Raw genomic sequence first — 8,235 nt, 5'->3', positions numbered from 1 at the left:
CGCAGCCAGGTGTAGCGGTAGTCCCAGTTGCGCTCGCCGCCGATGTCCTCGGGCAGCGAGGTGGTGGGGGCGGCGACGATGCCGCCGGTGGGGGCATAGGTGAGGCCCTTGAGGGTGATCAGCGAGCGGACCACGGCCTCGCGGTAGGGGCCCTGGTAGGTGCACTGGTCGGCCCAGTCGTGCCAGAAGTCCGCGGTGGCGTCGAGCATCGCCTCGGCGTCCGGGACGGCCGGGGGCTCCAGGTGGGAGGCCTGCCAGGTGAGCGCGAAGGCGATCCGCTCGCCCGCCCGGACGGTGAGGTCGGCGTAGGTGGTGAGGTCGCGCCCGTAGGTCTCGGCCTCGCCGTCCAGCCAGACCGAGTCGGGCCCGGCGACGGCGACGGTGCGGTGGCCGCCGTCGGCCTGCTCGACCCGGTGCACCCAGGGGACGATCCGCCCGTACGAGAAGCGCATCCGCAGCGCCGAGCGCATCCGCACGGTGCCGGCCACGCCCTCGACGATCCGGATCATCTGGGGCACCGAGTCCTTGCCGGCCAGCGGGCGCGGCGGCATGAAGTCGATCACCCGGACGGTGCCGCCCTGGGCGTCCCACTCCTGCTCCAGGATCAGCGAGTCGCCCCGGTAGCGGCGCCGGTCGGCGGGCACGGCGGGGGCGGCGGCGGTGGGCGGGGGGACGCGCAGGGCGGCGGTGTCGGTGAAGCGGGGCAGGTCGGCCCGGGCGGGAGCGGCGGCGGGGGCGGGGAGCTCGGTCGCCACGGCCTCGGCCGGGCCGATCCGCCAGAAGCCGTGTTCATCGGTGCCCAGCAGGCCGGCGAACACCGCCGGCGAGTCGAAGCGGGGGAGGCAGAGCCAGTCCACCGCCCCGTCCCTGCTGACCAGGGCAGCGGTCTGCATGTCCCCGATGAGTGCGTAGTCCTCGATACGGCCGGCCACGTGGATCTCCAGTTCGCAATGTGGTCAGGGCATCGGCGAACCCGGGAGCGAGCGGTCTGCGGGGCCGGAGGTTCACCCCGGGACGTCCGGCCCGCCGGGGGGTGGTGGCGGGCCTTGCTGGAGTGTCCGCGCGAGGCTCGGGCGAGCCCCTGAGGGTGGGTGGGGAGGAGCTGGATAACGGGGAGGTCCGGTCGCGCATCGGGGACCGGGAGTGTCCTGACGCTCCCACGCCCTCCGCGTGCTCGTGCTGTCGCGATGCGTCCGTGCAGCTTACGACGGACGAAAGGGGCGAAGCACGCGGGCGCAGCTTCGTGTGGCGCCGCAATTCGGCGGAAATGCCGTGCATCGCGGGGGCGTGGCGCAGGATGGTCCGGAAGGATCAGCTCCGGGTGGCCGTAACGGAGGAGCCGCCATGGCCCGGTCGGAGCGCCCCGGCTGGCCCGGTCCGGCGGGTGGTGCGACCGGTGTGACGCGTGCGGCGGATGATGCGCCGGTGGTGCGCCCGGCGCACGCTCCCGGAGCACCGAGCGCGGGCCGAAAGGCGTCCCGGTCGGGTCACTGTTACCCTGGTATCCCGTGGACCGGCGGGATCAAACGCCCCGGACCAGCCGAACCGACGACCCTACGAGCCCCGCACAGCTGCGGGCCTCCGTCGCCCGGCGAGCCGCGAGCCTCCCGCCCACGTCACCTTCGACACGCGACCCACGGGAGCCCCCTCTTGGCACAGCCCCATTCCGGCAAGGCAGCGAACGGCCGCGCCGTGACGACCAAGCACCTCTTCGTCACCGGGGGTGTCGCCTCTTCGCTCGGCAAGGGGCTCACCGCCTCCAGCCTCGGCGCGCTGCTCAAGGCCCGCGGCCTGCGTGTGACCATGCAGAAGCTCGACCCGTACCTCAACGTGGACCCGGGCACCATGAACCCGTTCCAGCACGGTGAGGTCTTCGTCACCGACGACGGCGCCGAGACCGACCTGGACATCGGTCACTACGAGCGCTTCCTCGACACCAACCTGCACGGCTCGGCGAACGTCACCACCGGCCAGGTGTACTCGACGGTCATCGCCAAGGAGCGCCGCGGCGAGTACCTGGGCGACACCGTCCAGGTCATCCCGCACATCACCAACGAGATCAAGTCCCGGATCCGCCGGATGGCGACCGAGGACGTCGACGTCGTGATCACCGAGGTCGGCGGCACCGTCGGCGACATCGAGTCGCTGCCGTTCCTGGAGGCCGTCCGCCAGGTCCGGCACGAGGTCGGCCGGGACAACGTGTTCTTCGTGCACGTCTCCCTGCTGCCGTACATCGGCCCCTCCGGCGAGCTCAAGACCAAGCCCACCCAGCACTCCGTCGCCGCGCTGCGCAACATCGGCATCCAGCCGGACGCGATCGTGCTGCGCGCCGACCGCGAGGTCCCGCAGGCGATCAAGCGCAAGATCTCGCTGATGTGCGACGTGGACGAGGAGGCCGTGGTCGCGGCCATCGACGCCAAGTCGATCTACGACATCCCGAAGGTGCTGCACGGCGAGGGCCTGGACGCGTACGTGGTGCGCCGCCTGGACCTGCCGTTCCGCGACGTGGACTGGACCACCTGGGACGACCTGCTGCGCCGCGTCCACGAGCCCCAGCACATCGTCAAGGTCGCCCTGGTCGGCAAGTACATCGACCTGCCGGACGCCTACCTGTCGGTGACCGAGGCGCTGCGCGCCGGCGGCTTCGCCAACAACGCGCGGGTCGAGATCAAGTGGGTCACCTCGGACGACTGCGAGACCCCCGAGGGCGCCCGCGCCCAGCTCGGCGACGTCGACGCGATCTGCATCCCCGGCGGGTTCGGCGACCGCGGCGTCAACGGCAAGGTCGGCGCCATCACCTTCGCCCGCGAGAACAAGGTCCCGCTGCTGGGCCTGTGCCTGGGCCTGCAGTGCGTGGTCATCGAGGCCGCCCGCAACCTGGCCGGCCTGCCCGAGGCCAACTCCACCGAGTTCGACGCCGCCGCCAAGCACCCGGTCGTCTCCACCATGGCCGAGCAGCTGGCGATCGTCGACGGCAAGGGCGACCTGGGCGGCACCATGCGCCTGGGCCTGTACCCGGCCAAGCTCGCCGAGGGCTCGATCGTCCGCGAGGTCTACGGCGGCGAGCCGTACGTCGAGGAGCGCCACCGCCACCGCTACGAGGTCAACAACGCCTACCGCGCGGACCTGGAGAAGACCGGCCTGCAGTTCTCCGGCCTCTCGCCCAAGGGCGACCTGGTCGAGTACGTCGAGTACCCGCGCGAGGTGCACCCGTACCTGGTGGCCACCCAGGCCCACCCGGAGCTGAAGTCCCGCCCGACCCGCCCGCACCCGCTGTTCGCGGGCCTGGTCAAGGCCGCCATCGAGATCAAGACGGCCCCGGCCGCGGAGTAGTCGTACTCCTCCCGACCCAGGTCGTTCACCGGACGGCGGCCCCGCGATTCCCGCGGGGCCGCCGTCCGGCGTTAGATTGTGTCGTACTGACGAAAAGGGGAGAGCGATGGACGAGCAGAGCGACCTGGTGATCGCCGACACGGCCGAGGAGTGGGAGGTCCGGGCGAGCTCGACGCCGTTCCAGGGCCGGGTCACCGGCGTGCGCAGCGAGGAGGTCCGGATGCCCGACGGCAGCTGGTCCCGGCGCGACTACCAGACCCACCCCGGCTCGGTCTCCGTGCTCGCCCTGGACGACAAGCAGCGGGTGCTGGTGCTGCGCCAGTACCGCCACCCCGTGCGCCAGCGGCTCTGGGAGCTGCCGGCCGGCCTGCTCGACGTGCCCGGCGAGAACCCGTGGCACGCCGCCCGGCGCGAGCTGTACGAGGAGGCGCACTGCAAGGCCGACACCTGGCGGGTCCTCGCCGACTACTACACCTCCCCGGGCGGCACCGACGAGGCGCTGCGGATGTTCCTGGCGACCGACCTGTCGGCCGCCGAGGGCGAGCGCTACGAGGCCGAGGGCGAGGAGCAGGAGATCGAGGTCGCCTGGGTGCCGGTGCCCGAACTGATCCGGCTGATCCAGGCCGGGCGGCTGCACAACCCGACCCTGGTCACCGGCGTCCTCGCCGTGCACGCCGCGCTGACCTCCCCGGACGGCCTGGACGGGCTGCGCCACCCGGAGGCGCCCTGGCCGGCGCGCCCCTTCGAGGCCTGATCACCCGTCGAGGCGTGCGCGAACCGCCCGGGTTGATTCCTTGGGGTGATTTGCCGGTTCGTAGGACCGGATGTCACCTCGGATCAGCCGGACGGTCGAACTACGCTTCGTGGACAGGGCGCCCGTCCCGGGCCGCCTCCGCCGAGCGCCGGACGCCGACCAGTCGGGCGCCGGCCGCGGGACGACGTCGGGAGTGGCACGGGTGGCGAGGAAGACGGCGACGATGGACCCCGGCCCCGACGCGCCCGCCGGCGCCGTCCCGGGGCTCGACCGGCTGCCCCCCGGGCCCGCCCTGTTCGCCGGGCGGCGCACCGAACTGGCCGCGCTGCGGGCCGCCGCCGCCCGCCGGGTGAGCGGCCGCTGCCCGGTGCTCGTGCTGGCCGGCCGGCCCGGCTCGGGCCGGACGGCGCTCGCCACCCGCTTCGCCCGCACCGCCGCCGCCGACTACCCGGACGGCGTGCTGTTCGCCCGGCTGTCCGCCCCGGACGGCGGGCGGGTGCCGCCCGGCCGGGCCGCCCGGCTGCTGCTGGAGCAGCTCGACCCGCAGGCCGCCGTGCCGCTGCCCGGGGCCGTCGAGGACGGGCGGGACGAGCCGGGCAGCGTGGCGCTGCGAGAGGCACTGGCGGGGCTCAAGGTGCTGCTGGTGCTGGACGACGTCCGGGACGCCGGCCAGCTGTGGCCGCTGCTCGCCGACGAACCCGGCTGCCTGGTGCTCGCCACCACGGCCGGGCCGCTCACCGGGATCGAGGACATCGACCCGGTGATCCTCGGCGGACTGGACCGGCAGGCCTCCGGCGAGCTGCTGGCCGACCTGGTGGGCGGCACCCGGATCTCCTGCGACCCGGTCGGCGGGGCCGACCTCGCCGAGGCCTGCGCCGCCGGTCCGGCCGCGCTGCGGCTGATCGCGGGGTGGCTGCGCGGCAACCCGAAGGTCGCGGTCACGGACGCGGTGCGCGAGCTCGGCCGGGTGGTGGGGGAGGAGCCGGAGCCGCCGAAGCCGGCGGAGGGCGCGAAGGCCCCGAAGCCGGGCGAGGCGGCGAGGACCCCCGGGAGCGCGCGGACGGCGCAGGCCGCCGGGGCCGCGCGGCCCGCGACGGCCGGGGAGCAGCCGGGGCGGCCGAAGGCGCAGCAGAAGAAGGGGGAGGAGCGGGCCACCGGGTCCGGCTCCGCCGCGGGGTCCGGCTCCGCCACCGGGCCGGCGACGGCAGGGACGACGGCGGCCGACCCGACGGCGGCCGGGACGGCCGGGCGCCCGGCGGGCTGGGTGAAGCCCGGGCCGGAGCCCGCCGAGCCGGTGCCCGTCCCCGACAACGATCCGCTGCTGGGCGCCTTCACCCTGCTCTACCGCGGCCTGCCGGCCGCCCAGGCGCGGATGCTGCGCCTCCTCACCCTGGCCCCGGCGCAGACCGCCGACCCGCGCACCGCCTCCGCCCTGGTCGGCTGCCCGGCACCGGAGGCGGCCGCGACGCTGGCCGCGCTGGCCGAGCGGGAGCTGCTCGGGGAGGAGGCGCCGGCCGCCGACGGCACCCCGCGCTACCGGGTGCCCGGGCGGCTCTACCAGCGGCTGGTCCGGCTGCGGGAACAGGAGGACCGGCCGGCCGAGACCGAGCTCGCCCGGGCCCGGCTGCTGGAGCGGCTGGTCCGGCTGACCGAGTCGGCCCGGGCCCTGCTGGACCCGGCCGACGGCCCGGCCCCCGACCCGCTGCCCGCCGCGCTGCGGCTGAGCTCGGCCGCGCACGCCCGGGACTGGCTGCTCGGCGAGCGCGAACTGCTGCTCGGCGCGGTGGCCGACGCGATCGGGCAGGGCGACCTGGACGGCTCGGCCGGCCGGCTGGTCACCGCGCTGCTGCGGGCGCTGCCGCTGACCGGCGCGGCCGCCCCGGCCGACCTCTACCGGCTGCACGAGCTGGTGCTCACCGTCGCCGAGCGCAACGGCCGCCCCCGCCGGGCCTCGGCGGCGCTGCTCAACCTGGGCGACCTCCAGGTGTCGGCGGGTCGCTGGGAGCAGGCCGCCGGGCACTACCGGGCCGCCCTGGAGCACGCCCGTGCGGTCGGCGACGAACCGCTCTGCGCCCGGGCCCTGGAGGGCGCGGCGGGCTGCCACCGGGCGCTCGGCGACGCGGTGCGCGCCGCCGACTGGTACGGGCGGGCACTCGGGTTGCGGCAGTCGCTGGGCGACCACGCGGCGGAGGCCCGGCTGCTGGCCCGGGTGGCCGAGGCGCACACCGCGCAGCGCCGCTTCGACGAGGCCGACCGGGAGTACCGGGCCGCGCTGGCCGCGCTGCGCCGGATCGGCGACGAGCGCGGCCGGGAGGCCGTCGGCGCGGCCCTCGCGGACCTGCGGGAACGCGTCGACGGCGGGTGGTGAGGGCGGTTTCGGAGGTATCGTCGAAAGTGCCCTACTACGGCACCTATGACAGGTAAGTTCCAGTGGAAGCCTACGAACCTGCCAATGTCTTCGGCGAAATTATTCGATTTGGAAGGCTGACAGGCCGCCTGGGCTTCATTACACTCGAACTCAGTCGCGCAGCGATCCCCTGCCCCGGCATGCCCGGAGGCTTCCCCACGTGCGCGTCGCCCACCGGTCTTCTCCGGTCGGGACCCCCATGGCAAGAGGACGTGTTCAGTCGTGAAGGTCGGCATCCCCCGCGAGGTCAAGAACCACGAGTACCGCGTGGCCATCACGCCCGCCGGCGTGCATGAGCTGGTCCGCAACGGCCACGAGGTCTACATCGAGGACAACGCCGGTCTCGGCTCCTCGATCCCCAACGAGGAGTACGTGGCCGCCGGCGCCACCATCCTCCCCACCGCCGACGAGGTGTGGGCCACCGCCGACCTGCTGCTGAAGGTCAAGGAGCCCATCGCCTCCGAGTACCACCGGCTGCGGAAGGGCCAGACCCTCTTCACGTACCTGCACCTGGCGGCCGACCGGGCCGGCACCGACGCGCTGGTCGCCTCCGGCACCACCGCCATCGCGTACGAGACCGTGCAGCTGGGCAACGGCGCGCTGCCGCTGCTCGCCCCGATGTCCGAGGTCGCGGGCCGGCTGGCCCCGCAGGTCGGCTCGTACCACCTGATGCGCCCGGCCGGCGGCCGCGGCGTGCTGCCCGGCGGCGTGCCCGGCACCCACCCGGCCAAGGCCGTCGTCATCGGCGGTGGCGTCTCCGGCTGGCACGCGGCCACCATCGCCATCGGCATGGGCTACGACGTGACCCTGCTGGACCGCGACATCAACAAGCTGCGCGAGGCCGACCGGATCTTCGGCACCAAGATCAAGGCCATCATGTCCAACTCCTTCGAGCTGGAGAAGGCCGTCCTGGACGCCGACCTGGTCGTCGGCGCGGTGCTGATCCCGGGCGCCAAGGCCCCGAAGCTGGTCACCAACGAGCTGGTCTCCCGGATGAAGCCGGGCTCCGTGCTCGTCGACATCGCCATCGACCAGGGCGGCTGCTTCGAGGACTCGCACCCGACCACGCACGACGACCCGACCTTCCAGGTCCACAACTCGGTCTTCTACTGCGTGGCCAACATGCCGGGCGCCGTCCCGAACACCTCCACCTACGCGCTGACCAACGCCACCCTCCCGTACGTGCTGGAGCTGGCGAACCGCGGTTGGAAGGAGGCGCTGCGCCGTGACGCGGCGCTCGCCAAGGGCCTGAACGTCCACGAGGGCCAGATCACCTTCCCGGCCGTGGCCGACGCCTTCGGCCTGGAGTCGGTCACGCTGGAGACCGTGCTCGCCTGAACCCCCTGACCGCGTTGCGGTCGTTCGCCCCCGACCCGATCCGCTCGGGTCGGGGGCTTCACCATGCCCGTGAACAGCGGTTGGACCGGGCGGGTCGCTCTGTCGTCAATTTCCGTCGGTGACGTCACCCGACCCTCGGCCTCCCGCAGAAACGTTAGGGTCATGGGCCTGCTCATCCCTTGACAGCAGCCCGCCCGATAGTCGACACATCGTGCCCACTACCGTGGATTGTGTTGCTGCGAACGCCTTGAACGGCCTAGAGTCGCAAACCGTCGGCATGCTGCCACGCTGACGAATCGACATAGAGTCCTGGATCCCCAAGGAGGTAAGACGACTTGTGAATGAGTCGACAATTGCTCCCGGGGGTGGTCAGCCAGGACTGGCGGAGCTCACCGCCGGCCAG

At 73.6% G+C, this 8,235-nt stretch carries 5 protein-coding genes; 4 read left to right on the top strand and 1 reads right to left on the bottom strand.

Features of this window, described 5'->3' with window-relative positions:
* On the bottom strand, window positions 1–932 hold a 932-nt coding region (locus tag ABTY61_RS17290), incomplete at its 3' end, for a glycoside hydrolase family 15 protein (RefSeq protein WP_350505826.1).
* Between the two features lie 718 nt (window positions 933–1,650).
* Here ABTY61_RS17290 and pyrG point away from each other — a divergent pair.
* The 4 genes from pyrG (at window position 1,651) to ald (ending at window position 7,832) form a co-directional block, all read left to right on the top strand.
* Window positions 1,651–3,333, top strand: a complete 1,683-nt coding sequence (gene pyrG / locus ABTY61_RS17285) for a CTP synthase (protein ID WP_502895338.1) — start codon at window positions 1,651–1,653, stop codon at window positions 3,331–3,333.
* A gap of 106 nt (window positions 3,334–3,439) precedes the next feature.
* Complete coding sequence (locus tag ABTY61_RS17280) at window positions 3,440–4,087, top strand: NUDIX domain-containing protein (protein WP_350505825.1); 648 nt, start codon at window positions 3,440–3,442, stop codon at window positions 4,085–4,087.
* A 202-nt stretch (window positions 4,088–4,289) separates the two neighbouring features.
* Complete coding sequence (locus ABTY61_RS17275; RefSeq protein WP_350505824.1) at window positions 4,290–6,455, top strand: tetratricopeptide repeat protein; 2,166 nt, start codon at window positions 4,290–4,292, stop codon at window positions 6,453–6,455.
* Between the two features lie 261 nt (window positions 6,456–6,716).
* Window positions 6,717–7,832, top strand: coding sequence for an alanine dehydrogenase (gene ald / locus ABTY61_RS17270; RefSeq protein ID WP_350505823.1), 1,116 nt, complete (start codon window positions 6,717–6,719; stop codon window positions 7,830–7,832).
* Window positions 7,833–8,235 lie beyond the last annotated feature (403 nt).

Source organism: Kitasatospora sp. NPDC096128 (assembly GCF_040303105.1).
Lineage (GTDB): Bacteria > Actinomycetota > Actinomycetes > Streptomycetales > Streptomycetaceae > Kitasatospora.
The sequence above is the reverse complement of the archived record's forward strand: the minus strand, read 5'-3'. Positions and strand labels throughout refer to the sequence as shown.